General features: G+C 48.2%; 18 protein-coding genes, 12 tRNA genes and 2 rRNA genes (1 of these 32 running past the window's edge). 1 reads left to right on the plus strand and 31 read right to left on the minus strand.

The features are described 5' to 3' along the window. Positions 1 to 15: 15 nt before the first annotated feature. The 6 genes from pflB to mobA form a co-directional block, all read right to left on the minus strand. Positions 16 to 2,271 (minus strand): formate C-acetyltransferase, encoded by a 2,256-nt coding sequence (pflB, locus tag MJB10_RS24595; RefSeq protein WP_314799684.1) that lies wholly within the window; start codon positions 2,269 to 2,271, stop codon positions 16 to 18. Between the two features lie 21 nt (positions 2,272 to 2,292). After that, positions 2,293 to 4,902: a bifunctional acetaldehyde-CoA/alcohol dehydrogenase gene (gene adhE / locus MJB10_RS24600; RefSeq protein ID WP_314799685.1), complete on the minus strand. Its 2,610-nt coding sequence runs from the start codon at positions 4,900 to 4,902 to the stop codon at positions 2,293 to 2,295. Between the two features lie 211 nt (positions 4,903 to 5,113). Then, positions 5,114 to 6,778 (minus strand): cbb3-type cytochrome c oxidase subunit I, encoded by a 1,665-nt coding sequence (locus MJB10_RS24605; RefSeq protein WP_314799688.1) that lies wholly within the window; start codon positions 6,776 to 6,778, stop codon positions 5,114 to 5,116. Between the two features lie 20 nt (positions 6,779 to 6,798). Further along, on the minus strand, positions 6,799 to 7,269 hold the full coding sequence (locus tag MJB10_RS24610) for a cytochrome c oxidase subunit II (RefSeq protein WP_314799690.1): 471 nt from the start codon (positions 7,267 to 7,269) through the stop codon (positions 6,799 to 6,801). Between the two features lie 22 nt (positions 7,270 to 7,291). Continuing rightward, positions 7,292 to 7,447, minus strand: coding sequence for a cytochrome c oxidase subunit 2A (locus MJB10_RS24615; RefSeq protein WP_314799691.1), 156 nt, complete (start codon positions 7,445 to 7,447; stop codon positions 7,292 to 7,294). Between the two features lie 111 nt (positions 7,448 to 7,558). Continuing rightward, positions 7,559 to 8,188 (minus strand): molybdenum cofactor guanylyltransferase, encoded by a 630-nt coding sequence (gene mobA / locus MJB10_RS24620; protein WP_314799693.1) that lies wholly within the window; start codon positions 8,186 to 8,188, stop codon positions 7,559 to 7,561. Positions 8,189 to 8,394: 206 nt separating this feature from the next. On the opposite strand from mobA, the gene MJB10_RS24625 reads away from it, so the two are divergent. Next, on the plus strand, positions 8,395 to 9,669 hold the full coding sequence (locus MJB10_RS24625; protein WP_314799695.1) for an L-cysteine desulfidase family protein: 1,275 nt from the start codon (positions 8,395 to 8,397) through the stop codon (positions 9,667 to 9,669). Positions 9,670 to 9,770: 101 nt separating this feature from the next. Here MJB10_RS24625 and MJB10_RS24630 read toward each other — a convergent pair whose 3' ends face one another. The 25 genes from MJB10_RS24630 to MJB10_RS24750 form a co-directional block, all read right to left on the minus strand. Then, positions 9,771 to 10,295, minus strand: a complete 525-nt coding sequence (locus tag MJB10_RS24630) for a DoxX family protein (RefSeq protein WP_314799697.1) — start codon at positions 10,293 to 10,295, stop codon at positions 9,771 to 9,773. A 561-nt stretch (positions 10,296 to 10,856) separates the two neighbouring features. Then, positions 10,857 to 11,156 (minus strand): hypothetical protein, encoded by a 300-nt coding sequence (locus MJB10_RS24635; RefSeq protein ID WP_314799699.1) that lies wholly within the window; start codon positions 11,154 to 11,156, stop codon positions 10,857 to 10,859. Positions 11,157 to 11,170: 14 nt separating this feature from the next. Continuing rightward, positions 11,171 to 11,440 (minus strand): hypothetical protein, encoded by a 270-nt coding sequence (locus MJB10_RS24640; protein WP_314799700.1) that lies wholly within the window; start codon positions 11,438 to 11,440, stop codon positions 11,171 to 11,173. A gap of 440 nt (positions 11,441 to 11,880) precedes the next feature. Then, on the minus strand, positions 11,881 to 13,710 hold the full coding sequence (gene glmS, locus MJB10_RS24645) for a glutamine--fructose-6-phosphate transaminase (isomerizing) (protein ID WP_314799702.1): 1,830 nt from the start codon (positions 13,708 to 13,710) through the stop codon (positions 11,881 to 11,883). A 452-nt stretch (positions 13,711 to 14,162) separates the two neighbouring features. Continuing rightward, on the minus strand, positions 14,163 to 15,503 hold the full coding sequence (gene glmM / locus MJB10_RS24650; RefSeq protein ID WP_314799704.1) for a phosphoglucosamine mutase: 1,341 nt from the start codon (positions 15,501 to 15,503) through the stop codon (positions 14,163 to 14,165). Positions 15,504 to 15,533: 30 nt separating this feature from the next. Further along, positions 15,534 to 16,778 (minus strand): CdaR family protein, encoded by a 1,245-nt coding sequence (locus MJB10_RS24655; protein WP_314799705.1) that lies wholly within the window; start codon positions 16,776 to 16,778, stop codon positions 15,534 to 15,536. Next, positions 16,771 to 17,589 (minus strand): diadenylate cyclase CdaA, encoded by an 819-nt coding sequence (gene cdaA, locus MJB10_RS24660; protein WP_314799707.1) that lies wholly within the window; start codon positions 17,587 to 17,589, stop codon positions 16,771 to 16,773. Before cdaA ends, MJB10_RS24655 begins: the two co-directional genes overlap by 8 nt. A 168-nt stretch (positions 17,590 to 17,757) precedes the next feature. Beyond that, the gene (locus MJB10_RS24665; RefSeq protein WP_314799709.1) at positions 17,758 to 18,363 is read right to left on the minus strand and encodes a zf-HC2 domain-containing protein; all 606 of its coding nucleotides are present in this window, start codon (positions 18,361 to 18,363) and stop codon (positions 17,758 to 17,760) included. Between the two features lie 76 nt (positions 18,364 to 18,439). Continuing rightward, positions 18,440 to 19,030, minus strand: coding sequence for an RNA polymerase sigma factor SigW (gene sigW / locus MJB10_RS24670; protein WP_314799711.1), 591 nt, complete (start codon positions 19,028 to 19,030; stop codon positions 18,440 to 18,442). A 58-nt stretch (positions 19,031 to 19,088) separates the two neighbouring features. Next, on the minus strand, positions 19,089 to 19,958 hold the full coding sequence (locus MJB10_RS24675) for a DMT family transporter (protein WP_314799712.1): 870 nt from the start codon (positions 19,956 to 19,958) through the stop codon (positions 19,089 to 19,091). Positions 19,959 to 20,081: 123 nt separating this feature from the next. Next, positions 20,082 to 22,868 (minus strand): phosphoenolpyruvate carboxylase, encoded by a 2,787-nt coding sequence (ppc, locus tag MJB10_RS24680; RefSeq protein WP_314799713.1) that lies wholly within the window; start codon positions 22,866 to 22,868, stop codon positions 20,082 to 20,084. Between the two features lie 281 nt (positions 22,869 to 23,149). Then, positions 23,150 to 23,220, minus strand: a tRNA-Gly gene (locus tag MJB10_RS24685). A 16-nt stretch (positions 23,221 to 23,236) separates the two neighbouring features. Then, positions 23,237 to 23,310, minus strand: a tRNA-Pro gene (locus tag MJB10_RS24690). A gap of 26 nt (positions 23,311 to 23,336) precedes the next feature. Then, positions 23,337 to 23,413: transfer RNA gene (locus MJB10_RS24695), tRNA-Arg, on the minus strand. A gap of 9 nt (positions 23,414 to 23,422) precedes the next feature. Beyond that, positions 23,423 to 23,497: transfer RNA gene (locus MJB10_RS24700), tRNA-Gly, on the minus strand. Positions 23,498 to 23,535: 38 nt separating this feature from the next. Further along, positions 23,536 to 23,615: transfer RNA gene (locus MJB10_RS24705), tRNA-Leu, on the minus strand. Positions 23,616 to 23,675: 60 nt separating this feature from the next. Then, a tRNA-Lys gene (locus tag MJB10_RS24710) sits at positions 23,676 to 23,748 on the minus strand. Between the two features lie 13 nt (positions 23,749 to 23,761). After that, positions 23,762 to 23,836 (minus strand) — tRNA-Gln (locus MJB10_RS24715). A 9-nt stretch (positions 23,837 to 23,845) separates the two neighbouring features. Beyond that, positions 23,846 to 23,918, minus strand: a tRNA-Thr gene (locus MJB10_RS24720). Positions 23,919 to 23,931: 13 nt separating this feature from the next. Continuing rightward, positions 23,932 to 24,007 (minus strand) — tRNA-Val (locus tag MJB10_RS24725). A gap of 13 nt (positions 24,008 to 24,020) precedes the next feature. Continuing rightward, positions 24,021 to 24,095, minus strand: a tRNA-Glu gene (locus MJB10_RS24730). Between the two features lie 16 nt (positions 24,096 to 24,111). Beyond that, positions 24,112 to 24,187 (minus strand) — tRNA-Thr (locus tag MJB10_RS24735). A gap of 2 nt (positions 24,188 to 24,189) precedes the next feature. Then, a tRNA-Asn gene (locus MJB10_RS24740) sits at positions 24,190 to 24,265 on the minus strand. A 5-nt stretch (positions 24,266 to 24,270) separates the two neighbouring features. After that, positions 24,271 to 24,387 (minus strand): 5S ribosomal RNA (gene rrf, locus MJB10_RS24745). Between the two features lie 144 nt (positions 24,388 to 24,531). Then, a 23S ribosomal RNA gene (locus tag MJB10_RS24750) occupies positions 24,532 to 26,341 on the minus strand (it continues 1,106 nt past the right edge of the window).

Below are 26,341 nucleotides of genomic sequence, written 5' to 3' on the forward strand. Positions count from 1 at the left end.
CACCCTCTCTCTTTCTTACATCGTGCCGTGGAACGTACGATGGATCACATCCAACTGCTGTTCTCGCGTCAATTTGATAAAGTTCACGGCATAACCCGATACCCGAATCGTAAGCTGCGGGTACTGTTCCGGATGCTCCATGGCATCCAGCAGCTGCGCTCGGTCGAACACATTCACATTCAGATGATGACCATGATTGGCCATATAGCCATCTAGCAGAGCTGCTAGATTCGTGAGTCGGTCTTCTTCCTCGCGGCCCAGTGCTTTAGGCACAATCGAGAACGTATTGGAGATACCATCCTGGCAATGCTCATAAGGAATCTTCGCGACCGTCGCGAGTGAGGCCAGTGCCCCTTTCCGATCGCGTCCATGCATCGGATTTGCGCCAGGCGCAAAAGGTTCGCCCGCTTTGCGGCCATCCGGCGTGCTGCCTGTCTTTTTGCCATACACCACGTTCGAAGTAATCGTTAAAACCGACATCGTTGGCACGGACCCGCGATACGTCTGATGCTTGCGAATCTTATTCATGAACGTTTCGGCCAATTGCACGGCGATCGCGTCAACACGCTCATCATTGTTGCCGTACTGTGGATAGTCACCTTCGATTTGGAAATCGACGGCGATGCCTTGTTCATTACGGATCGGACGGACCTTCGCATACTTGATCGCACTTAGCGAGTCAGCGACCACTGAAAGCCCTGCAATGCCCGTCGCCATCGTACGAACAATGTCACGGTCATGAAGCGCCATTTCCAGACGTTCATAACAGTACTTATCATGCATGTAGTGAATAACGTTCAAAGTGTTGACATATAGCTTCGCCAGCCATTCCATAATCGTGTCAAACTTATCAGCTACTTCTTCATAATGCAGCACATCGGACGTAATGGGCGCAAGTTCAGGTCCAACCTGGATGCCGAGCTTCTCATCGACCCCGCCATTGATTGCATAGAGCAGCGCTTTAGCCAAATTGGCACGTGCACCGAAGAATTGCATCTGCTTGCCGATCCGCATAGCGGATACACAGCAGGCGATGCCGTAGTCATCTCCGTAGTACGGGCGCATTAGGTCATCATTTTCATACTGAATTGAACTGGTCTCTACCGACACCTTGGCGCAGTACGTTTTGAATCCTTCCGGCAGCGCCGTCGACCATAGCACCGTCAGATTCGGCTCTGGCGCAGGTCCCAGATTATACAAGGTGTGCAGGAAGCGGAACGAATTCTTCGTTACACGCGCCCGGCCGTCCAGCCCCATGCCCCCAATAGACTCCGTCACCCAGGTCGGGTCTCCACTGAAAAGCTCATTATAGTCAGGCGTGCGCAAGAATTTAACAATACGAAGCTTCATGACAAAATGGTCAATCAACTCCTGCGCCGCTTCTTCCGTAAGCGTGCACTCCTGCAAATCCCGCTCGATGTAAATATCGAGGAAGCTGGATACGCGTCCTAAACTCATCGCTGCACCGTTTTGTTCTTTAATCGCCGCCAGATAGGCAAAATATAACCATTGCACGGCTTCAGCGGCATTCCTAGCCGGTCCCGAAATATCAAAGCCGTACGACTTCGCCATCTTCTTTAGCTCATTCAAGCTGCGCATCTGTTCCGAAATTTCTTCACGCAGCCGAATGACATCTTCGGTAATCGAATCGACCTCCAGCTGAAGGAGATCCTTCTTCTTCGCCTCGATCAGGTGATTGACCCCATAGAGGGCGACACGTCGATAGTCGCCGATGATGCGCCCGCGTCCGTATGCGTCCGGCAGCCCTGTGATGATAGCTGCTTTACGCGCTGTCTTCATCTCCGTTGTATAGGCATCGAATACACCTTGGTTATGCGTTTTGCGGATATCGGTAAATACGTCTACAATTTCTTGCGGAAGCTTGAAGCCATACGCCTCGCAAGCATCGATCACCATACGAATTCCCCCGAAGGGCTGAACCGAGCGCTTTAACGGGGCATCCGTTTGCAGGCCTACGATCTTCTCCTTCTCTTTGGCAATATACCCTGGAGCGTGGGAAGTAATCGTGGAGATCGTGTCGACATCGACGTCCAGCACACCGCCATTCTCCCGCTCCTTCGCCGTCAGAATGCTGATCATGCGCCACAGCTCTGTCGTTGCCTCCGTCGGTCCGGCCAGGAAGGCGTGATCACTCATATACACCGTGATGTTGGAATCGATAAAATCGTTAACATCAATGCTCTTGGTCCATTTGCTGCCTACAAAGCCTCTCCAGCTTCCCATTCGCACATCAGATTCTTGTATAGCCATGATGGCACCTCCTGAATGAACTTACTCGAATTTCCCGTAAAAAGCGTTCCGATAGACGTCCGCCAATTCTGTGACTAATGGCATCCGCGGGTTCGCGGTTGTACACTGATCCTCGAAAGCTCGATCCGCGAGGTAATCTACACGCGATTCAAACTGCTCAGCCTGGAAACCCAGATCCTGAAACTTCTCGGGAATACCGAGCGTCTGATTTAACTTGCGAATCGCTTCGATCAGGCTTTTCACGCCTTCTTCTGTCGTCTTCGCAGGCAGCCCTAGCATGCGGGCAATCTCCGCATAGCGCTGATCGGCGATAAAGTGATCGTATTTCGGGAACGACGTAAATTTCGTCGGCTTCTGCGCATTGTAGCGAATAACATGCGGCATCAGGATCGCATTCGTACGTCCATGCGCCGTATGATACTCACCGCCCCATTTATGCGCCAAGCTATGATTGATGCCAAGGAAAGCATTCGCAAACGCCATACCCGCAATTGTCGATGCGTTATGCATCTTCTCGCGGGCGATCGAGTCGCCTGTCGCAAAGGATTTCTCCAGGTTCTGGAACACCAGTTGAATCGCCTTCATGGCTAATCCATCGGTGTAATCGTTCGCCATGACCGAGACGTACGCTTCAATTGCATGGGTAAGGACGTCCATCCCTGTGTCGGCTACCGCGGTTTTCGGCAAGCTGTACACATAGTCCGGATCGATAATCGCGACGTCAGGCGTAAGTTCATAATCGGCAAGTGGATACTTCGTATTCCCTTTGGCCTTATCCGTGATGACTGCGAACGAAGTCACTTCTGAGCCGGTTCCTGAAGTCGTTGGGATCGCCACGAACTTGGCCTTCCGCCCCAGCCGCGGATATTTGTAAACCCGTTTGCGGATATCCATGAATTTCTGCTTGAGCGCATCGAAGCTGGTATCCGGATATTCATAGAACAGCCACATCGCTTTGGCTGCATCCATCGGCGACCCGCCACCCAGTGCAATAATGCAATCCGGGTTGAAGCTGGCCATTTGCGCCCGACCCCGTTCAACCGTTTCTACCGATGGATCGGGCTCCACATCCGAGAAAACCTCGATGTACACAGGTGTCTGACGTTTACGAAGGTAATACTCCACCCGCTCGACGTAGCCGAGTTTCACCATCATCGGGTCCGTTACAATCATGATGCGAGTGATGTCCGGCATTTTTTCCAAATACTGCGTTGCGCCCTTTTCGAAGTAAATTTTTGGCGGTATTTTAAACCACTGCATATTGACGGCCCTGTACGCAACCCGCTTCACGTTAATCAAATTCACTGCACTGACGTTAGACGTCGTGGAGTTATGTCCATAAGAACCGCAGCCAAGGGTCAGCGATGGCAGGTTCGTGTTATAAATATCGCCGATTGCCCCGTGTGTGGAAGGCGAATTCACAATAATGCGCCCTGTTTGCAGCTTATTGGCGAAAGCCCGAATGACCTCTTCATTCTCGGAATGAATGACGGAGGAATGTCCCATCCCGCCGAACTTGACAATCTCCACGGCGCGGTCAATGCCTTGCTCCGCATTCTTCACTTTGTAGCAGGCTAGAACAGGGCTTAACTTCTCAGCGGATAGAGGGAAATCCTCGCCAACACCCGTCAATTCAGCCACTAATATTTTGGTCGCCGCAGGGACCTTGATGCCCGCCATTTGAGCGATTATCATAGCGGATTGGCCGACAATCACAGCGTTGACCGCACATTTCTCGGCGTTGATCACGAGCTTGGAGACTGCTTCCGTTTCTTCTTTGTTCAAGAAATAGCAGCCTTGCTCCGTCATCAGCTTGCGTGTATCCGCGAATACGGCTTCTTCGATAATAACAGCCTGCTCCGAGGCGCAAATCATGCCATTGTCGAACGTTTTGGAAAGAATTAAATCATTCACAGCCTGCGGCAAATTGGCCGATTTCTCAATGAAGCACGGCACATTGCCTGGCCCTACACCCAGCGCTGGTTTGCCGGTACTGTAGGCCGCCTTCACCATGGAGGATCCTCCAGTAGCTAGCACCAGAGCGACATCCGGGTGGTTCATCAGGAGCTGAGTCGCCTCGACAGATGGGTGTACGACCCACTGGATGCAATGCTCAGGCGCTCCCGCTTTCACAGCTGCATCAAGCAGTGTTGCTGCCGCCGCTGCACTGGATTGTTGCGCAGACGGATGGAAAGCGAAGATGATCGGATTTCGAGTTTTCGTCGCGATTAACGACTTGAACATGGTTGTTGATGTCGGGTTCGTGACTGGCGTTACCCCTGCGATAATCCCAACCGGTTCAGCAACCATCCGATAGTTTTCATACGCGTTCTCTTCAATAACGCCTACTGTCTTATTGTTTTTGATACTGTGGTAAATGTACTCCGTAGCGAAGAGATTCTTCGTTATCTTGTCTTCGTAGACTCCGCGTCCCGTTTCTTCAACAGCCAGCTTGGCAAGAGCCATATGCTGGTCAACCCCAGCGAGTGCCATTTGCTGCACAATGTGATCCACTTGCGTTTGATCCAGTTTCAGAAATTGCTGCTGCGCTTGTTTCGCTCGAGCCACCAGTTGATTCACTTCTTCTTGCACCGACATCTGTTCGGTTACCTTCGCTTCTTTCATTGCCATTGACCATCCACTCCTTATATGTTTCAAACTTTGCTGCCGTGTTTTGATGTACCTTTAGCATAAGTGGAATTGAAATCGCCAACTATGATAAAAGTCACAATCCGAACTGGGCATTCGCGAAGGTATTGTGAATTTTTTCACAATATAAAGTATAAAGCAGGCGACAGCTTGGAATTCCCCTCACTGCCGCCGCTTTTATCCAAACCTACACTTACCACGTAATAAATCCTTTCGATCCCGGAACAGAGCTCGATATCATATCTATAAGCGGAATCGTATACGCAAACAAGATGAGCAATACCGAAAGTGCTATCCAGATGCGCCAACGATCCAGATACACCGGAGTCGCTTCCGCCGATTCCATCGCTTCACCAAGCGGATACGCCTCTACGCCTTTCGGAGCGCGAAGCATCGCAACCACGTTAACGACCATCATCAGGACGCCGATAAATAAGACCATTCCGCCAATTGCCATGAATACATAGTAGGGCATCCAGTTGGCCGCATCTGCCTGGTTTTCGTAGGTGGTAAATGCCGTTCTCCGAGGTGCTCCGAACAAGCCAACCAGATGCATTGCGCCGGACATAAAGAACATGCCCACACACCATACGATGGTCTGAATGATCCCCCATTTATTCATCCGCAGGGTCAAGATCCGGCCTGTTACAACAGGAAGCAGCCAGTACGTAATACCGAAGAATGTTAGCGCAACACTTGTGGCTACCGTTAGATGAAAGTGACCTGTTACCCATAGCGTATTGTGTACGACGGCATTCATCTGGTTACTGGCATTAATTAGGCCCCCCGCTCCTGCCGGGATGAAGATCAGCATGCCCATGAATGGCGCGAAGAATCTGACATCCTTCCAAGGCAGTACTTTTACCCAACCGAAAAGTCCCTTCGCCCCCTTGGCCCGGCCGTTGATTTCAAACGTAGCAAACAGTGAAAATGCGGTCATTAAAGAAGGAATCACGACCATAAACGTTAACACGACCTGCACATATTTCCAAAAAGAACTGATCCCCGGCTCCATTAATTGATGATGAAAGCCTACCGGAATTGAGAACAGCAGCAAGAGAATGAATGATAGTCTGGCCAACGCATCACTGTAGATTTTGCCGCCAATAATCTTCGGTATGATGACATACCAGCATATATACGCTGGCATCAGCCAGAAATACACAAGCGGGTGACCGAAATACCAGAACAGGGTACGGCTCAGCATTACATTAATGGTTTCAACCCAACCGAACGACCACGGAATAAGCTGAATCAGTACTTCAGCCGCAACACCGATCGTGGCAATTTGCCACATGAGGAAGGTCACGACCGCCATGTACGCGAACAGAGGCGATAACTTGCCGGGATTCGTCTTTTTCCAATATTTATACTGATAAAATAAACCCCACCCGCTGATCCAGCTCCCTACCACCAACAAGGCTAATCCAATGTAAAAGTAAGGCGATGCTTTCAAAGGCGCATAGAACGTATACAGGACACTTGCCTTTCCGGTCAAAACCATCGCAACGCCCAGCACCGTCCCAGCTGTCATCAGCCCGAATCCGGTCCAGCCCATCCGATGGACAACCGGCAGCAGCTTACCCCCTAAAGTATAGGACACACCCGAGTAGAGGAAGCCGATGATAAAATAGGTTGTAAATACGATTGCCATCAACACCCCATGTGCGGTCAACAGCTCATAGTAGCCGATACTGTAAGGCAGCTTGATCGTACCGCTTTTCACCATCGTTTGCAGAAGCCCCGCTATGCCGCCGATGAGCAAGGCGATGAACGCCACCAGAATGTGGGCAACGACAAGCTTGCCATCCTTGGAATCGAAGCGTTGGATAAGCGTAATATTTTGTTTGGTCGTCACGGGAGTTCCCCCCTTTTCTCTTATTTCACGATTATCGTCGTTTTCATAAACTCATGCGCCCCGCCGCAATATTCGTTGCATAGAATCAGGTACTCCCCAGGCTTCGTAAATGTATGGCTTACATGGCTTATTTCTCCAGGCACAATCATCATGTTCACGTTCGTCCCTGGGATCGCGAAACCGTGCACCACATCTTGGCTCGTCACCGTAAAATGAACCGTTGACCCCACTGGAATCTCCATTTTGTCTGGCGCATAACCGAACGTAAATGCCGTCATGACCGCCTCATATTCCAGGTTGCCTATTGGACGAAGTCCGGGATTGTTGAACGGCGCTGTTTCCTGCACCTTTGACGGGTCGATGCGGTGATGATGTTCGCTAGGCGGCTTCACCCCCATCGCAAACGCGGATACCCCCAGTACGCCCAAAAATACAAAAAGCATCGTAATCCCAATCGCTAACCAAATTTTTTCAAGCTTATGAATCTGCATGTAACCCCACCTCCCCAAGACATTACTGTCTGGACATAAATAACAGAAATACCGCTACCCAGCTGACGACTAAGAAGAGTCCTAACAACAGCACCGCTGCGAACGTTCCGTTCAATAAGGGCTCCTGTTCATTATTTTCAAATTCAGAATCTCGGGAATGCTTGCTTCGACCATCCATATCAGCCACCTCCTAGGATGAGTTAACGATTCTGTGTCTCATTGTACAAGAAACGGATTTGCCCATCTGTGATTTACCTCACTTCATCCCTTTTGAAAACTGAACAAATTGTTACGATTGTAAAGCTTCGAACCGCTTCATCGCCTCATAATCCTCTACCGTCTTTATACGAGATACAAAATTAAGGTCGACACCGTTCTCGTACAAAAACTGATCACCCAATTCGCTCCAGAAGACGTGCTTTAGCAAAGACGAGAGCTGCGTTTCCCCCTGATGAAGAAGTGGAACAATATGGGGTGCGCACACCCGATCATAAATGCCGTGCAACGGATAGATCTCCCCGGCAATCATAGGTACGACGGCTTCCAAGCCGTCCCTCTTCCTTTCCAAGAGCAATTCTGCTGCTTTACTCGAAATGAACGGCATATCGCATCCGACTATCCACACCGAACTGTGCTTCGCCAATGACAATGCGGCGTGCATGCCCCCAAGCGGCCCGTGTCCTTCATAGAAGTCCGTAATAATGCGCACCGAACGATGAACGATATGTAAATAGGGCTTGGGATCAGGGGTCACAACAATCAGTTCCTCACAGATCCCCTGCATCCGATCCAATTGTCTTGCAATCATTGGTTTTCCGCCAAAAGGAAGGAGTGCCATCCGTTCTCCATGCATTCTACGATTCGTTCCACCTGCCAAAATAACGCCCGAAAGCATCGTCATCACGTCTCCTTTTCTCATTCGTATACCTTCACTTTAGACACATTCACAGGCCGTGTAAGTGAAGAATGTCACACTCCCGAAAGTTGGCATAGTAACATGGCATAGCAAAACACATTCATTAATGGGGAATATTAAAATATTTCCATATATTTTCAACATACGCTCCACATACATTTACGTTATAGTAGGAGTTGAACTAAGCTATGGGAGGTACATCTTACAGCATGCAAACATTCATTAACATACTTAACCATGAACTCGTCGTCGCGCTTGGCTGCACAGAGCCCGTTGCCATTGCCCTTGCTGCGGCGAAGGCCAGAATCTATGTGAAAGGATCTGTGGAGAAAATAACCGTTTACGCAAGCGCAGGTATTATCAAAAATGCACTTGCCGTAGGGATTCCGGGTACGAAACGGACAGGGATTGATTTCGTTGCGGCGCTGGGCGCCATCGCTGGTAACGCGGACAAACAATTAGAAGTGCTTGCCGATATTCAAGCTGAAGATATAACGGCTGCGCAGAATCTGGTTGAGCGAGGCATGTCCGTTGTCCATCTAGCAGATACCCCTAAGAAGCTATATATCGAGGTACTGCTCGAATCAGACCACGGATATGCGCGGGTTGTTATTACGGACAATCATACGAATATTACAAGTGTCGAGGTTGATGGAAACATTGTTGAATCGGGTGGTTGCGCAAACGCGAGCTTGAAGAGCTCCAAAGAAGAACGTGACGAGTTGACCTTAGACGGCATCGTGGACTTTGTGAATAGCGTTGATCTGACTGAGCTCCAATTAGTGAAACAAAGCATCGCATTGAACCGTCAAGCAGGCCTAGAAGGTTTATCACAAGCATACGGTCTTGAAGTAGGAAAAACGATTAAAGAGAATGTCCAAAAGGGGATTTTGTCTGACGATTTAATCTCTCATGCCATGGCTCTGGCAGCAGCTGGGTCAGATGCTCGTATGGCGGGATCCAGTATGCCTGTCATGGCCAATTCCGGCAGCGGTAACCAAGGGATTGCAGCGACTAACCCTGTCATCGCGGCTGCTGAGAAGCTTGGTAGCTCGGAGGAGCAACTTCTACGTGCTGTTGCGCTGAGCCACTTAGTGACCATTTATATTAAATCTAAATTTGGCAGATTGTCCGCCCTTTGCGGGGTTACTGTTGCGGGTACAGGTGCAAGCTGTGGCATTACGTATTTGCTTGGCGGCGGGAAATCGGAGATTAAGGCAGCGATCCAAAACATGCTCGGCAATGTAACTGGGATGATGTGCGATGGAGCCAAAGGCGGGTGTGCCATGAAGGTCGCGACCTGCACTAGTGCAGCCGTACAATCCGCGCTTCTCGCATCCAAAGGAATGACAATTTCTTCAACGAATGGGTTTATCGAGAATAATGCGGAGAAGACGATCGACAACTTCTGTCGGATCGGAAATGAAGCAACGTCTGAAATTGACAAGCTCATCCTTGAAATGATGCTCAGTAAAGATAAGTAGCAGGACCCCCTTTTACACAAAAAACACCTGTCTTTCTCCTCAAACATGAGCAGAAAGATCAGGTGTTATTCAGCATTTTTCATAGGATTTAGCAGCCTCACTTATTTCAACTTAGGTTTTAGATGCAGCCGGTCCACGAGCTTATCGAACCCTTTGTGCAGGTAAGGCAGGATGATATGGTCAACACCGAATTTCCCCGCATTCGCTCCAGCTGCCATCAGGATAGCGCCAAAAAGCATGAGCCAAGGATTCGTGCTTACCGTTCCAGCGAACATATACATAAAGTTCATCAGAAGGCCGAAGAAGATTGCCGTAGTCGTTAGTGCTCCGACTAGAAGGCCTATTCCCACTAAGAGCTCACCCCATGGTACAATTACATTAAAAATCCCAACATGCGGCAGCGCGAAATTTTTTAGGAAGGCGACATAGTTGCCATACACAAGGTCTGTTGTCCCTGGTTCAAGAACCGGCTTCGCAATGGCACCTTTCAAGAAGCCTGCAGCGTCGAACGCTTTTGCTCCTGTAATTTTGTGCCAGCCTGCGATCAGCCATTCCCATCCCACATACAATCGGATCATCGTCAACACCACAGCCGCGTAATTATTGCCTCTTAACCAGTTCATCATGTGAACCATCTCCTTTTCCTTTATGGTTTCATTGTAACGCCAAGGAAAAGATTTCGATGTGAAAAAAATCACAGATGAACGCCCAGATTATCCTTCCTCTGGCCCAAAATCCTCCGTAAATAGCGTAGCGCAAAAATGACTCAAGCTCGTGCCGGTTTTCTTTTTGAACATTTTCCCGAACGTATGAATATCACTGTACCCGACGGCTAGCGCGAACTCGCTTGATTTTTATTTCTTAGTGATCATCGGTTAATCGCTGCAAGCGGTATCGGCGGCTAGCTGGACGACCTTACATCCTCGCGTTGGGCAGGAGCCCGTTAGTGAGGATTCGCAGTGGCGTATACCTTCGCAATAATAATCCTCCCTTTGTAAAACAAGACAAGTCCCGACATATCTATTGTGATATGTCGGGACTTGTCTTGTTTTTACATAAAGTTGGTTCCATACTAGTCCATAATCTTAACGTAATTCTCATTGATCTGGCTGACCATCTCCACAAGCGGCTTTTGTTTCGTGCTATCAAACAGCTTGACAAAGCTCCCTTGTAGAGAAGCGTTCAGTTTACATTTGTAATAACGTGGTTCGGTCATTTGTTTGGTTAGGTGCGATCGGAAGACCAATTGCATTTCCCGTATGCTTATTGTGAGATAGAATAATTTGAGCCAGCTCCTCTGGTGCGAATGTGCCGCCATGAGGTTTATCAAGAATATCGATAAAAATATTTTTAAATGATGCTACTAAATCTCTTGCCGTGTCCGAGGGATCAGCTATTGTTTCGTACTTTCTCGAAAGATACTTAGCGAGGCTTTTCTCCGTTAATCTAAGCATACCTATAATTTCTTCATCAGTGTGCTTTGACATAAAAACCCCCACCTTTAATTATCGTAGAACTCTTTGATTGAAATCTTACCATCGCGGACTTTCTCGGCATTAAGTGAAATCGCATTTCCATCAGCAACTGGTCCTATCATTATATCGGGATGCCCATTACAGTAAGAATTTGTACAATATAAACTATCCTTTTCGAGGCGATGATGTACAATAAATTCTGCCCATTCTTTTCCATCGATATCCCAGCTGCCATCAAACCACACACATTTTAATGATGAATCATTATTAATGGCTTGATTTACGATAATGTCCATTATGACTGCAAATGCAGCTTCACTTGTATGTAGGGATTCTGCTACCCTTCACCAAAATCCAATGATGCTGCTTCAAGTTTTTCTCCGTCTTCATCAAATCCTCTTTCTTGTATACCATATCTGGCAAATTGCTTTATGGAAGTATTTATAGTCCAGTGAATCAATTTTTTCGGAATTTTAAACCGTGGATCTTCCGATGGATATGCATAGTACAGCAAAAGTCAACTCAAGCCGATTATTTTAGTTGTTTATTTATTTAATATCTTAGAAAAAAATCCCTTTTCCATCACAATTCATACTATTCAAACAAGCAATATAAGACGGTTATATTACATCACCCATACCGCGTCAAAAAGAAAAAGCGCCCAACCATTCCTGGCGGACGCATTTCATTTGATCGAGGGGTAGTGCTGCTACTACTTTATTTCACTGCTTCAAATCTACTCAACAGTCACACTTTTCGCCAAATTTCTTGGCTTATCGACATCATTCCCACGTGCCAACGATGCGTAGTAAGACAACAACTGCAACGGCACGACCGACAACGCAGGCGTCAAGACGTCCAGTGTTTTCGGGATGATAAACGTGCTGTCCACCGACTTCTGCAGCTCGGTTTCACCTGCCACCGCAATACCCAGAACGTTCGCACCGCGCGCCTTCACTTCTTTGATATTGCTCACCGTTTTCTCCAACAGCTCATGCTGTGTCCCCAACGCAATAACCGGGATATCATCCTCGATCAACGCCAGTGTACCATGCTTCAACTCACCCGCGGCATATGCCTCGGAGTGAATATAGGAGATCTCTTTCAACTTGAGAGAGCCTTCCAACGCTACCGCATAATCCAAGCCGCGGCCGATGAAGAACAAGTTATCGTGCTTCGCCATCTCTTCAGCGACAACTTTCAACGCTTCTGCTTGCTCCAAAATCTGCTCAACCTGCTCAGGCAACGCTCGCATCGCAGCAATCACTTCCGCAATCTCCTCTTGCGTTTGCGTACCTAGTGTTTGCGCCAAGTGCAAGCCAAGCAAGTAGAACGCGATCAATTGCGACGTGTACGCTTTCGTCGACGCTACCGCAATTTCCGGTCCTGCCCATGTTGTAATAATATCGTTCGCTTCACGCGCAACCGAGCTTCCTACCACGTTTGTGATCGCCAACACGTGTGCTCCGCAACGCTTCGCTTCACGCAGTGCCGCCAACGTATCCGCCGTTTCACCGGACTGGCTCACAACAATGACAAGCGTATCCTTCGTGATAATCGGGGAACGATAACGATATTCAGACGCTACATCCGTTTCAACCGGAATACGCGCCATTTTTTCAATGACATATTTCCCAACCATACCGGCATGGAACGCTGTTCCGCATGCGACGATGTGCACACGACTAATGTTGCGAATCGCTTCCGCTGTAATCGTCAGCTCATTCAACGTAACGCCGCTGCCATCAGGCAGAATGCGACTACCCATCGTGTCGCGGTAAGCTTTCGGCTGGTCATAAATTTCTTTCAACATAAAATGATCGAATCCGGCTTTTTCTGCCGTCACAATATCCCAATCGACATGGAACATTTCCCTGGAAATAAAATTCCCCTCTAAAGTCATTAATTCGACAGAATCCCGCGTCAATAGCGCCATTTCGCCGTCATTTAGAATGAACACGTTACGTGTATATTCCAGAATCGCCGGGATGTCAGAACCAATGAAATTCTCGCCTTCGCCAATCCCGATAATAAGCGGACTAGCTTGACGTACAGCCACGAGGCGGTCTGGTTCAAACTCCGTCAAAACACCCAACGCAAACGCCCCCGTCATGTGCTTCACGGCTTGTTGAACCGCTTTGAGGATGTCACCTTCATACACACTCGCGATCAAATGCGAAATAACTTCCGTATCTGTCTCCGATACAAACACGTGCCCTTTCGCGATCAATTCTTCTTTCAGCGTAATGTAATTCTCGATGATCCCGTTGTGAACAACCGAGAATTTCAAGGAATTATCCGTATGTGGGTGTGAATTCACGTCAGATGGCTTACCATGTGTCGCCCAACGCGTATGTCCAATACCTACACTGCCGTTCAGAGGCGTCTCATCCAGCTTCGACTCCAGGTTCGCAATACGTCCTTTGGCCTTCTTAATTTGCAACCCATCCGCCGTATACACCGCTACACCTGCAGAGTCATAGCCGCGATACTCCAGCTTTTTGAGACCTTCCAACAAAATCTCCTGAGAATTACGCTTTCCAATATAACCAACAATTCCGCACATAGTTAAATAACCTCCAAATTTTTATAAGCCGCATCGTAAAGGGCTGTTTGTCAAGGATCTCAAATCACAATTAAACATAACTAAATAAATCATCTATAAGAGCGTTTCATCATGTACAAAGCAAAATAATAGACGTTGGATTCTTGTCTGCTCGGTCGCCCGAACGATTTTGCACTCCAACTTAACGGCACTCCTCGTACCGGAAGGTCCCCGCCGAATGTTTCGAACACCTTCACCTCGTCAACTCACAGCGTAGTAACAGCCTTTCGGCTGCATTTCCGTCCCGCCTGCGAGTTCTGGCGCTATTGATTACGTATAACCTCTACCCTGCCTTTCCTTCTAGAGTAACTACATCATATGCATTTTCATTCAAGCACGCAACATTTATTTGGCACACCTCATCCCCCATTTCACCCCAATCAGGCAAAATGAGGGACTAGCCGCCTATTCATTTACACTAATTGCTCTTGAATCACCTTGGCAATATCGTGAACATACGCTTCCACTTGCTCTTTATCAGGACCTTCGGCCATAACACGAATCAACGATTCCGTCCCTGATGGACGAACGAGCACGCGGCCGTTATCGCCGAGCTCATCTTCTACCTTACGGATCGCTTCTTCAATCACCGCATTATCCTTCAGCTTGCTCTTATCCGCTACACGGATATTAACTAATAGCTGCGGGAATTTACGCATAATGCCTTTCAAATCACTCAGCTTGCGCCCGGATTGAACTAGCGTATTTACCAATTGCAGCGCAGTCAGAATGCCATCACCTGTGGAGATGTAGTCGAGGAAAATCACATGACCCGATTGCTCACCGCCGAGGTTGTAACCGCCTTTACGCATCTCTTCCATCACATAACGATCGCCTACAGCCGTTTGCAGAGCCTTCAAGCCCGCTTTTTCAATCCCCTTGAAAAAGCCGATATTCGCCATCACCGTCGTCACAATGGTGCCGTGGTTCAGCTTCCCTTGGCGATTCAGCGCATCGCCAAGAATGCTCAAGATGAAGTCGCCGTCGACTTCATCGCCCCTCTCATCAATCGCGATCAGACGATCCGCGTCGCCGTCAAAGGCCAACCCGATGGCTGCGCCATGCTTAACCACCTCAGCGCGAAGCTTCTCGGGGTGGGTGGAGCCGCAATCATCGTTGATGTTGCGCCCATTCGGCTCCGCGCCGATGGTGATCACTTCCGCTCCCAGCTCGCGGAAGATAGTAGGAGCAAGCTCATAGGCGGAGCCATGAGCGCAGTCCAAAACAACCTTCACGCCAGCGAATGACGCACTTACCGTCTCCTTCAAGAACGCCAGATAAGCGAGCTTCGCATCTGGCTGATCCGAAACCGTGCCGATCTCGCCGCCAACTGGTCGAGGCAGTTCATCCACAGCTGCGTCCAGCAGCTGTTCAATTTCAAGCTCCGTCTCATCCAATAGCTTGAAGCCGTCGCCACCAAAAAACTTAATCCCGTTATCCTCAACTGGATTGTGCGAAGCCGAGATCATAACGCCGGCGTCTGCGCCTAGCTTTTTTGTCAAATAAGCAACAGCTGGTGTACTTACCACGCCAATCCGGATAACCTCAACGCCAATCGACAACAGTCCTGCTACAAGGGATGCTTCCAGCATTGGCCCCGAAATTCGCGTATCTCTCCCAATCACGACTTTCGGATGCTTCGCCTGTCTCGTCAACACATACCCGCCGCAGCGGCCAACCTTATAAGCTAATTCTGGTGTAAGCTCGCCATTGGCGACACCGCGCACACCATCCGTACCAAAATATTTCCCCATTTTAGTATTCTCCTCTTTCTCTATATCCCATTATGGATTCGTTGTCGGCACTTTTTTCTCACTTATTTCAACCATAGCCTTCACTTCTTGCGGCAATCCCAATTTCACGAAGGTTGGCAAATTCAATGTCACGGTAAGCTCATGCTTGCCTGGAGGCAAATTACTTACATCTAGTATCGCTTGAATGTCCCCAACTTTCAATTGATCAATAATGGCAGGCGCCCCTTCAACTGTAATATTCAGCTTAGCCGTGTCAGGCTGTATCACTTTAGTCGAGTAATTTTCATTGGGACCAATGATCGTGATCGGCACATTTTCTACGGCTTTCGTCGTTGAAGGTACGATTTCCACATGCACAGTGACCTTCGCAGGATCCAGTTGAGTTACTTTATTCCTGAGCGGAATGTCCAGTGCGAAATCTTTTGTATCCTTCAAATCCTGCACATTCAGCTGTGGCCCTTGATAAAACTCCAGGCGATCTACGACATCCTGGGCACCGTAAACCGTTACCTTATCGGGTGTTTGGGTCACCATCGCAATCGCATAGCCTTTTGGCGGTTCACCGCTGATTTTGATCTGTAACGGAATGGTTTGAAACGGACTCGTAATCGGTACTTCGACATCGACAACCGAAGGATTAATGCCCAGTACAACCTCTTTCCCTTCCTTGTCAAAAGCCTGCAATCTCACCTGCTTCGTCACAGCCGATTGTGCTTTATCCACCGACACTTCGCCGCGGACATTTTCGATCTGATCCAGCTTGCTCGTCTGCGCCGTAATGTACACTTTGCTCGGCTTCACGATAGGTTGTCCCGCTTTCAGTCCTGCTGCTGGCGTACCCTTGACGTTAATGACAACAGGCACTTCCTTCATCTGCAGCTCTTCGATAATTACATGTACCGATCTAGGTACAATTTCGACTTCCACATCAGATGAAATGCCGACAGCTCTCAGCGGAAGCTGATGATCGCCCTTCCCTACCTCGGTTAAATCCAGTTGAATTTGATACGCGTTGCTCGTGGTGACCTTCTTAACTGCCGATTCTTTCCCTCTCAGAATGACCTGTACATTCGATGGAGCCATCGACGAGATATGGTAGTGGGTTTCATCATATTTTGCCGTAATCGATACATTATTGATCGTCTCTTCGCGTTCCCGAAGCGGTGAATTCCCCGAAATATTCGTCTCTTCCATATGTACAACGACCCACAAAAGAATCCCGATCACAAGAGCCACGATCCGTACGACATTCGTATTGCGCAACCATTTATCCATTCGAACGTCCCCTCCATTTCAAGAAAGGGTTCTTCTCATTGGTTTTTGTCTTCGGTTTCAGCTCTTCAAAAAGCTTGGAAATCAACGATTCTTCTTTAATATCACGCACAATATGTCCATTCATCGTTAAGGAGATTTGCCCCGTTTCTTCAGACACAATAACACACATCGCATCGGATACCTCACTCATCCCGATCGCCGCGCGGTGCCGTGTTCCTAATTCTTTTGAAATGAAAGGATTTTCAGATAAGGGCAAATAACAACCAGCCGCCATCAGCTGCCCTTGCCGAATAATCACCGCTCCATCATGCAGGGGTGTATTCGGAATAAAAATATTAATTAACAGCTCGCCGCTGATCTTACTTTCTATCGCAATTCCAGATTCAACGTAGTCGGTCAGACCTGTTTCCTTCTCAAAAACAATCAAAGCCCCAATTTTACGTTTGGCCAAATAGTTAGCGGCCCGTATCACTTCGCTGATCCGTTTCGTCACATCTTGATCCTCTTCCGAAGACGATCTCGAACTGAACAGCTTACCCCGACCTAGTTGCTCCAAGGCGCGTCGAAGCTCGGGTTGGAAAATAATAATGACCCCCAGGACACCGAAGGTGAACGTTTGATTCATCATCCACTGCAGTGTGCTTAGCTGGAACCAAATACTAATCACCCAAGTAATGACGACAACGAGGATGCCCTTCATCAGTTGAATAGCCCTTGTCCCTCGCACCAACAGGATTAATTTGTATATCACATAGCTTACGATCAATATATCGACGATATCTCTTGCCGAGATGCTCGTGATCAAATCCATTATTTTCTCCCCCAGGCGACTGACAAAGTTCTCTCTATATTAGAATCATAACATAATCCTAGGTATACTTCTATTTATCTAGACTTCCTGCAGAAGAAATGGTTCATTTTTCCTATATCAATTTTTAGAAAAAAAGTCCCCTATAGCTTCACTATAAGGGACGCTGTTTTAATGTGTCATTTTCCCCACGAACTCACCTAATTTGTACCATACCCAGCCCAATGCCTCATCGACTTGTTTGACTTCGCCAGAGATATGCGCCGTCGAGGCAAGGTTGACCGTGCCGTCAATCACAACCACATTACCCGTCACATCGCCTTCCACCTTCAGTTCGCCGCGCTTGACGACAAGATCGCCGTTAACTGTATGACCTTGTGGAACAATAACCGTATCCCCTTGAATAACGACATCTTGCAAATTGCTTCCCTGCACCATGAGACTTTTCTCATCATCCCACATCGACACGTAACTTCCAAACATGACCGCTCCGAACACGATAGAAACCGAAACCGCTGGATGTCTGCGGACCCACTCAGTCCAACTATTTTTCTTCTTCATCGGTGGTAGTCCGCTCATGATCTGTGCAGTTAGTGTATCAGGTACTTGGATAGATGGCAGCATTCGAACCATAGCATCTGTTTTCTCCAATTGCTTGAATCTTGTGTTACAAACTTGGCAAGCGATCAGGTGCTCCTTCAAATGCAGCGTCTCGGATTTAGGCAAATCACCGTCGAGATATTCATGTATGAGCGGGAGGGCTTCTTTACAATTCACGTTTGCAGCCACCCCTTTCTTTAGCTTTTGCGTTTTGTGATATACCATACGTTTGAAATGCAAATATGTTTCACTTCTAAACAGGATTTGTGCTAACAACTTGTTCCTCTTGCTCCAACTTCTTACGCAGGTACTCGCGGCCCCGATGTACGCGTGTTTTGATCGTCGTCACTGGCATATCAAGCACTTCACTAATCTCTTGCAGGGACATATCATGCATGTACCTCAGCACAACAACAGACTTATATTTTTCAGGCAGCGTCTCGATGGCTCTATGAATCTGTGCTTGTGTCTCCGATATAATTAACTGCTTCTCTGGCGTATCCTCATCACTAGGCAGCATAGCATAGTAATCATTGCCCTCTCCGTCCGACATCTCCGCATCAAGCGAGTATGTATGCCTACGCCTACGCAGTTTATCAATACACAGGTTTGTCCCAATCCGAAAAATCCATGTAGAAAACTTCTGATTCTCATCATACCGATGCAAATTTGTATACACACGCAGAAACGTTTCTTGCACGGCATCTTCAGCTTCTTGCTTGTTATTCAGCATACGGTAAGCCAAATGAAAGATCTTATCCTTATACAGCTCCACGAGCTCCGCAAAAGCGTTTCGATCCCCATTCCTGGCCAGCTTAGCCAGTCGTGTTTCAACAAAGTTCAATTCGTTATCCTCCGGCTTCTCGACAATTCAAAGTCTCTACCTTATCTATACGCAGCAATTACGATTTGTTTTCAGAAATAATTATACCGCCAAGAATAAGCGCCATGCCACCCCATTGCATCGCGCCAATTGGCTCTCCAATCAGCAGATATGCCGCCAGTATGGCCACTGGAAGCTCCATTGAGCCTAGCATAGCAGCTAAACTGCTTCCGATTCGCGGTATCCCTATATTGAACGCAACGGTCGGTATCGCTTGTCCTAGAAGGCCTAGCAGCAAGCCCCACAGAATCAGCATCCCCCCATTTTCATGAACAAACACCGTCGGTGGAAACAAAACATAGAGAACAGGCAACGCCGCCGTCAGCATAATGGCAGAATTCATGAGTGGAGGAAGCGAACTTTCTACCTGACCTGTAAAAAATAAAAAGATACTATACGTTAAAGCCGAAATAAGTCCGAATACCATGCCGCGTAAACTCAGGTCGCTCCAATTCGTATCTGTGATATTCACAGCCAGCACCGTTCCTGTCAAAATCAGAACAACCGCGATCGCTTCCATCCGTTTTGACCATCTTCTATTAATGATGCAATCCAACGCAATGGTCATCCACGTGAACTGAAAAAGCAAAATAATAGACAGCGAAGCATCCAAATCCTGCAGCGCAATATTATAAAGGATCGTCGTCATGGACAAACCGAAGATCCCAATCAAGCTCAGCTTAATCCACGGCCCTTTAAACGGATTGACCCACGACTCCTTGTGAAAAAGAATCAGCATCCAGACGAACAATGTCCCCATAGTCATCTGTGCAGGCGTAATCTGGCTATCTGTGAACCCTTGATCGTACGCCATTTTAATAAAAGAAGAGAGCAAGCCGTAGCTCGAAGCCCCAATAATAACAAGAATAATCGCTACCCATCGCCCCATGCTGCCGCAGACCTCCTGTCTATGGGCAAATCCCAGTAATCGCAGGAAAAGCCGAGCTGCCCGCATATCTGCAAGGCCCCCGACTTTATCATCCTGTTGCTAATCTTATTGTGTTGTAAAGGATCAGCCCGTATTCCGAAGACCCGCGGCAATCCCATTGATTGTAAGAAGTACTTCACGTAACAGAATCGCGTCATCCTCATTGTTTTCACGCAGTGCACGAAGCTCCGTCAGCAGCTCAACTTGCATGTAGCTAAGCGGATCTACGTAAGGGTTACGCAATCTAATCGATTCTTGAATAACAGGCACATTGTCCAAGATCTCTTGTTGACCTGTAATTTGTAAAATAATTGATGACGTTAATTCATACTCATCTTTAATGAGGTTAAAGATTCGGTCAGCAATCGCGGAATCTTTTACTAAGCTGCCGTATTCTTTCGCAATTAGAAGATCAGCTTTGGCTAACGCCATTTGCAAATTATCAATCATCGTACGGAAGAAGGACCATTCCTCATACATTTCTTTCAGGACAGCTAGATTCGCTTCATTCCCCTGTGCAAAACTTTGCAAGCCCGTACCTGCCGCATACCATGCTGGAAGCAGGTATCTCGTTTGCGTCCATGAGAACACCCACGGGATCGCGCGCAGATCTTCGAACTTATCACTATTCTTCCGCTTGGACGGACGGGAACCGATATTCAGCTCACCGATCTCAGGCAGTGGCGTAGATTCTTTGAAGAAGGTTAAGAAGTCCTCGTCTCTGAAAATAAGATCCTGATACTTCGTTTGCGCCTGCTCCGAAATGCCGCGCATAATGTTCTCCCACTTGTCTTCCTTTGAATGTCTCTGTGGGGAACGGGACAGCTTCGATGCTGTGATCAAAGCAAACGTCGCTTGCTCCAAGCTGCGGTACGCAATCCCTTGCAGAGAGTAACGTGAAGATAATACTTCGCCTTGCTCCGTGATCTTAATGCCGCCGCCAAGCGTCTCAACAGGCTGTGCCATAATGCTGCGGTTCAAAGGCATACCGCCGCGGCCTAGTGCGCCTCCACGGCCGTGGAAGAACTTCAGCTTCACGCCGAATTGCTTCGCTGCTTCCGTGATGTCTTGAAGCGCCATCCGCAGCTCCCAGTTCGCTGTAATCACGCCGCCGTCTTTATTACTATCCGAATAGCCCAACATAATTTCGTGCAGCTGTGTTTCTGGATCAATACTTGCGCGATACGCTGGAATCGCCAGCAATGTGCTCATGATGCCAGGCGCAGCATGCAAGTCATCGATTGTCTCAAACAAAGGTACAGACTGCACCGTGCTCGTCACCGTTCCATCGCTTTCTTTGCGATAGAGACCTGCTTCTTTCGCGAAGACAACAACCTCAAGCAAATCGCTCGCACCTTGTGTCATACTGATCAGGTAGCTGTTAATACAATTGCGTCCGAATTCCTTTTGCGCCATACCGACCGTACGGTAAACGTCCAGACATTCCTTCGTACCATCGGAGTAATCCAAGTACGTCGATGTAATCGGACGCGGATCGTTCAGAACATTGGTCAGAAGGGTAATCTTCTCTTCTTCCGACAGCTTGCTGTAATCTGGGGTAATGCCCATTTTCGCCAAAATTTCCGTCATCGCATTCTCATGCTCTTTACTGTGCTGTCTAATATCCAGCGCAGCGAGGTGGAATCCGAATAGCTCAACCTGGCGAATCAGCTTCTTAATATATTTATCAGCCACATAGTCTGCAAAATGTCCACGCAAACTAGCCTCCATGATTTGCAAATCTTGAATAAACTCATCTGGACTGTTGTACTTCTGAGTCGTAGGCACATTCGCATTACCAGTGTTGTGCACCTTCTCGATCATGTAGGTCGTTTTGATTCGGTACGGCTCTTTCTCATTCCGCCAAACATCTTGAACGTTACCTAGCGCATCGCGATCCGCCTGGATCGATTCGAGCAGGGCATCGCTGACCGCTACAATGTTTTTGCTGAAGCTCATATGCTCAAGCGATTCTTTCAGAACCTCTTCATACTTCTGCAACGCTAATTGACGGTGCAATCCTAGGGTTTCCCATGTTACATTCGCACGAACCGAAGGATTCCCATCGCGATCTCCACCGATCCATGAACCGAACTTCAAGAAAGACGGCACATGCCACTTGTCTTCTGGGTAATATTTATTTAAGCACCGCTCCAGCTCATGATACACTTCTGGCAATACATCGAATAGCGTCTCGTCGAAATAGTACAAACCATTGCGAACCTCATCGATAACCGTTGGTTTACGATCACGAAGCTCGTCAGTTTGCCAAAGATTAAGAACCTCGCCCAGGAGCTTCTCACGCAATTTCTCACGTTCACGGTGCGTCAAATTCGGATTATCCAACTTCATCATGTCTTCCGAAATTCGAAGATTAATATCAAGCACAGCACGACGCATAGCTTCAGTTGGGTGTGCAGTCATAACAAGTTCCAAGGAAATCGATTTGAGGATTTCTTTAACCTCAGCAGTTGGAATATGCGTATTCTTCAACTCTTGAACAATACTCTCGATTGAACCTGGTTGTACAGATTCACCCGAAGAGCGCTCATAGTCGTGTTTACGACGAATACGATGATTTTGTTCTGCAATATTGACTAGTTGAAAATATATAGCAAAAGCACGAATCACCTGATGGCGAATAACGGGATCCAGAGAAGAAATTGTTTTCTTAAATTCATCGTAGATCTCAATGACATAGTGTGCTCTTAACGACTTGCTCATCTCACGAATGCGTTCAACAACATCCAGCAGATCATTACCGCCTTGATGTACAAGAACTTCACCTAGTATGTGTCCAAGAAAACGAACATCTCTGCGCAGCAGATTATTCGTACTTTGTTTTTGTAGGACGATATCAATCTCCACCATTACTCTCCACCCCATCTATTCACTATGATGCATTAATGCTTCTCTCTACAAAAGCTATTCGCTATAAAAACTCATTTCAGAATATTTTACCACAATATGTTCACAACACATAGTATTAAAATAAAAAAAAACCGTACGATTCCCCTTGGAAATTAATGTATTGATAAGAAATTAGAATCATGAATTTCTTTCATCTCTCCTGCAAAGTTCAGTAAATACGTGATCCAGACGAAGATTTCCTCATAGAAAAAAGACCACCCGAAGGTGGTCTCTACTGATTAAGCGGGCGGCGGGAATCGAACCCGCGCGATCAGCTTGGAAGGCTGAAGTTCTACCATTAAACTACGCCCGCGTAGTTTAGAAAATGATCGGGACGACACGATTTGAACATGCGACCCCCTGCTCCCAAAGCAGGTGCTCTACCAAGCTGAGCTACGTCCCGATACTCTTTTTATAACTTATAAAAAATGGCGCGCCCTGAGAGATTCGAACTCCCGACCTTTTGATTCGTAGTCAAATACTCTATCCAGCTGAGCTAAGGGCGCTTAATAAAATGGAGCGGAAGACGGGGATCGAACCCGCGACCCTCGCCTTGGCAAGGCGATGCTCTACCGCTGAGCCACTTCCGCAGGGTACCTCACGAATATGAATATTCACGAGGATTTGATGCGCGTAGAGGGACTTGAACCCCCACGGTCACCCGCTAGATCCTAAGTCTAGTGCGTCTGCCAATTCCGCCATACGCGCATGTGTTTCATAAATCTGAGAGTCTTTAGTCTACGCCTAAAGATCCCTATGAATGAAAACTGAGTCATGTAGGATTCGAACCTACGACACCCTGATTAAAAGTCAGGTGCTCTACCAACTGAGCTAATGACTCATAGTAAGAAAAATGGCTGGGGATCAAGGATTTGAACCTTGGCATGACGGAGTCAAAGTCCGTTGCCTTACCGCTTGGCTAATCCCCAATAAAAGCATGCCGTCGAGAGGACTTGAACCCCCAACCTACTGATTACAAGTCAGTTGCTCTACCAGTTGAGCTACAACGGCAAATTAAAAATTATGGTGGAGGCTGACGGGATCGAACCGCCGACCCTCTGCTTGTAAGGCAGATGCTCTCCCAGCTGAGCTAAGCCTCCATAGGAGTAAAAATGGTGACCCGTAGGGGACTCGAACCCCTGTTACCTCCGTGAAAGGGAGGTGTCTTAACCACTTGACCAACGGGCCTTGCAAATAAAATGACTGGAGCTTCCAACCGGAATCGAACCGGTGACCTCATCCTTACCATGGATGCACTCTACCGACTGAGCTATGGAAGCAATGGCTCCCCGAACAGGACTCGAACCTGTGACAACTCGATTAACAGTCGAGTGCTCTACCAACTGAGCTATCAGGGAACAATGTTTGGCAACGTTCTACTCTCCCAGAACCCTGCGGTTCAAGTACCATCGACGCTGGAAGGCTTAACGGTCGTGTTCGAGATGGGAACGCGTGGATCCCTTCCGCCATCATCACCAAACAGTCAAAGCGTGGTTTGCGCCTTGAAAACTAGATACGAAACTTTGTAAAGTAATCTTCACCGTCTACGTTACACGTAGCGGTTAGCTGCTTAGTCAGCTGTTAAATCTGAGAGACTTTTAGCTCCGCTAAAAGATCCCTATATTAGGTTAAGCCCTCGACCGATTAGTATTCGTCAGCTGCATACGTTACCGCACTTCCACCTCGAACCTATCAACCTCGTCGTCTACAAGGGGTCTTACATACTGGGAAATCTCATCTTGAGGGGGGCTTCGCGCTTAGATGCTTTCAGCGCTTATCCCCTCCGTACATAGCTACCCAGCGATGCCTCTGGCGAGACAACTGGTACACCAGCGGTACGTCCATCCCGGTCCTCTCGTACTAAGGACAGCTCCTCTCAAATTTCCTACGCCCGCGACAGATAGGGACCGAACTGTCTCACGACGTTCTGAACCCAGCTCGCGTACCGCTTTAATGGGCGAACAGCCCAACCCTTGGGACCTACTTCAGCCCCAGGATGCGATGAGCCGACATCGAGGTGCCAAACCTCCCCGTCGATGTGGACTCTTGGGGGAGATAAGCCTGTTATCCCCAGGGTAGCTTTTATCCGTTGAGCGATGGCCCTTCCATTCGGTACCACCGGATCACTAAGTCCGACTTTCGTCCCTGCTCGACTTGTAGGTCTCGCAGTCAAGCTCCCTTATGCCTTTGCACTCTGCGAATGATTTCCAACCATTCTGAGGGAACCTTTAAACGCCTCCGTTACATTTTAGGAGGCGACCGCCCCAGTCAAACTGCCCACCTGACACTGTCCCCATACCGGTTCACGGTACCAGGTTAGAACTCCGATACGATCAGGGTGGTATCCCAACGGCGCCTCCACCCAAGCTGGCGCTCAGGCTTCAAAGGCTCCCACCTATCCTGTACAGATCGTACCAAAGTCCAATATCAAGCTGCAGTAAAGCTCCATGGGGTCTTTCCGTCTTGTCGCGGGTAACCTGCATCTTCACAGGTATTAAAATTTCACCGGATCTCTCGTTGAGACAGCGCCCAAGTCGTTACGCCATTCGTGCGGGTCAGAATTTACCTGACAAGGAATTTCGCTACCTTAGGACCGTTATAGTTACGGCCGCCGTTTACTGGGGCTTCAATTCATAGCTTCGGGTTGCCCCTAACCACTCCTCTTAACCTTCCAGCACCGGGCAGGCGTCAGCCCGTATACTTCGCCTTGCGGCTTCGCACAGACCTGTGTTTTTGCTAAACAGTCGCTTGGGCCTTTTCACTGCGGCCCCCTCGGGCTATTCACCCTACCGAGGCACCCCTTCTCCCGAAGTTACGGGGTCATTTTGCCGAGTTCCTTAACGAGAGTTCTTCCGCGCGCCTTAGAATTCTCTTCTCACCCACCTGTGTCGGTTTGCGGTACGGGCACCTTCGCCTGGCTAGAAGCTTTTCTTGGCAGTGTGAAATCATGACCTTCGGTACTTAAGTTTCCCTCCCCATCACAGCCCAGCCTTACGGTTAGCGGATTTGCCTACTAACCAGCCTCACTGCTTGGACGAGCATCCATCAGCTCGCGTCACTATCCTTCTGCGTCACTCCATTGCTCATAACGGCTACGGTGGTACAGGAATTTCCACCTGTTGTCCATCGACTACGCCTTTCGGCCTCGCCTTAGGTCCCGACTTACCCTGAGCGGACGAGCCTTCCTCAGGAACCCTTAGGTTTTCGGCGGATCAGATTCTCACTGATCTTTTCGTTACTTATACCGGCATTCTCACTTGTGTACGCTCCACCTGTCCTTACGGTCAGAATTCAATGTATACACAACGCTCCCCTACCCATGCACATACGTGCAAGCCATAGCTTCGGTGGCGTGTTTAGCCCCGTTACATTTTCGGCGCAGAGTCACTCGACCAGTGAGCTATTACGCACTCTTTCAATGGTGGCTGCTTCTA

Source organism: Paenibacillus sp. MBLB1832, assembly GCF_032271945.1.
Lineage (GTDB): Bacteria > Bacillota > Bacilli > Paenibacillales > NBRC-103111 > Paenibacillus_E > Paenibacillus_E roseopurpureus.

Bases quoted from the DNA above. Each gene is read 5' to 3' on its own strand.
- glmS (WP_314799702.1), bottom strand. From the start codon at position 13,710: ATGTGCGGAATTGTTGGTTATATTGGAAAGCGTAATTCTCAGGAGATT.
- MJB10_RS24635 (WP_314799699.1), bottom strand. From the start codon at position 11,156: ATGTCAAAGCACACTGATGAAGAAATTATAGGTATGCTTAGATTAACG.
- MJB10_RS24675 (WP_314799712.1), bottom strand. From the start codon at position 19,958: ATGGGGCGATGGGTAGCGATTATTCTTGTTATTATTGGGGCTTCGAGC.
- MJB10_RS24610 (WP_314799690.1), bottom strand. From the start codon at position 7,269: ATGCAGATTCATAAGCTTGAAAAAATTTGGTTAGCGATTGGGATTACG.
- cdaA (WP_314799707.1), bottom strand. From the start codon at position 17,589: ATGGATTTGATCACGAGCATCTCGGCAAGAGATATCGTCGATATATTG.
- mobA (WP_314799693.1), bottom strand. From the start codon at position 8,188: ATGAGAAAAGGAGACGTGATGACGATGCTTTCGGGCGTTATTTTGGCA.
- MJB10_RS24655 (WP_314799705.1), bottom strand. From the start codon at position 16,778: ATGGATAAATGGTTGCGCAATACGAATGTCGTACGGATCGTGGCTCTT.
- MJB10_RS24630 (WP_314799697.1), bottom strand. From the start codon at position 10,295: ATGATGAACTGGTTAAGAGGCAATAATTACGCGGCTGTGGTGTTGACG.
- pflB (WP_314799684.1), bottom strand. From the start codon at position 2,271: ATGGCTATACAAGAATCTGATGTGCGAATGGGAAGCTGGAGAGGCTTT.
- adhE (WP_314799685.1), bottom strand. From the start codon at position 4,902: ATGGCAATGAAAGAAGCGAAGGTAACCGAACAGATGTCGGTGCAAGAA.
- MJB10_RS24615 (WP_314799691.1), bottom strand. From the start codon at position 7,447: ATGGATGGTCGAAGCAAGCATTCCCGAGATTCTGAATTTGAAAATAAT.
- MJB10_RS24625 (WP_314799695.1), top strand. From the start codon at position 8,395: ATGCAAACATTCATTAACATACTTAACCATGAACTCGTCGTCGCGCTT.
- ppc (WP_314799713.1), bottom strand. From the start codon at position 22,868: ATGGTGGAGATTGATATCGTCCTACAAAAACAAAGTACGAATAATCTG.
- glmM (WP_314799704.1), bottom strand. From the start codon at position 15,503: ATGGGGAAATATTTTGGTACGGATGGTGTGCGCGGTGTCGCCAATGGC.
- MJB10_RS24640 (WP_314799700.1), bottom strand. From the start codon at position 11,440: ATGGACATTATCGTAAATCAAGCCATTAATAATGATTCATCATTAAAA.